The 1118-nt window shown below is 44.0% G+C and carries 1 protein-coding gene; it reads right to left on the bottom strand.

The features are described from left to right. Window positions 1-9: 9 nt before the first annotated feature. Window positions 10-1074, bottom strand: a complete 1065-nt coding sequence (locus DKW60_RS23110) for an IS701 family transposase (RefSeq protein ID WP_109840007.1) — start codon at window positions 1072-1074, stop codon at window positions 10-12. Window positions 1075-1118: the final 44 nt, after the last annotated feature.

Here is a 1118-nt window from a genome sequence, read left to right as displayed (position 1 = left end):
TAACTGATGTTACGCAGTAGAAGCTCTTAAGGCCTTTAATTCTTTAAAGGCTTGCTGCAGCGCTTTTGTATAAAGTCGTGTTTTCATGGCGAACTTATTCAGTCCTTGTTTCATGCTGAGTCCTTCTAATCTGGCCGTCGCATACAGCGACATAAAAATGTGATTACTCTGGGTTCTGACGGTCTTGGCAGGAGACTTTGCCATACCCGTGTTGGACTTAATGCTCTTGTGAAAGACTTCCACTTTCCACCGTTTTTGGTAGATCGTTTCAAGGGTTGTTTTTGTGGCGCTTAACTCATTGCTGATCAGATAAAGTGTGCCCGTACTGCCATCTTTGTTTGTAAAAATCTGTCGGTGAAATAAGACAGGAAACGTTAATCCTTTCACCCAACCTTGTACGGGACCTTCTGGCCATTCAATCGAGTCAATCCGGGTGAAACGACCCTTTGCCTTGTCTTCAGAGGTTAAGGCGACCAAGCGATTACTTTTCAAGGCAAAAATGAAGTATTTCTGTAGCATTTGATGGATGTACTTCATGTTGTCAGCGGATGAAAACCAGCTGTCTGCCAAGGCATAGCGCCATTTCAGCTGGTTTTGACAACAGACTTTAAGCATCCCTCGTAGCTGCTCATTTTTAGTCACCTCGCTCATGCGTTTCTCACGTTGAGTCTTCACATCACAAAATCGGATGGGTTTTTTAACCAACTCAAAGGCCACAGGCAAGCTTGTCTCGTTGGCATAATACAAGCAGTTCAGAAGGTTAATCCCTTTCACTGAGCGATTGACCGTGTGATCGAAATGCCAACAGATCAGTTCGTTTTCTTTACTGTGCGGTTTGGCTTGTATGGTGTCATCGAAAATCAGTACGCCATCATCTGCTTCGATCTCACGAGCGGTTCGTTTAATGACTTTCCAGAGTTCCTTTGACGTGAAGTCTTGCTGAGATAGAAAGCGCGTAATCTGGTCATGGCTCACTGCACCATCAACCAGCTCTGAGAGTCCGGTGGCCGTGGTATAGCTGAATGACGTAATCAGGTAGTCTGTGTATAAATCAAAAATATCAGGTTTAGTCATGCGTTGATATTTTATACGAAATACCACTTACTGCGTAACATCAG

The sequence above is a fragment of the Leucothrix pacifica genome (genome assembly GCF_003172875.1).
Taxonomy (GTDB): domain Bacteria; phylum Pseudomonadota; class Gammaproteobacteria; order Thiotrichales; family Thiotrichaceae; genus Leucothrix; species Leucothrix pacifica.
This window is presented reverse-complemented; position numbering and strand designations above follow the sequence as displayed.

Excerpts from the sequence above, each read along its gene's own strand:
- DKW60_RS23110 (WP_109840007.1), bottom strand. The coding sequence starts at position 1,074 with ATGACTAAACCTGATATTTTTGATTTATACACAGACTACCTGATTACG.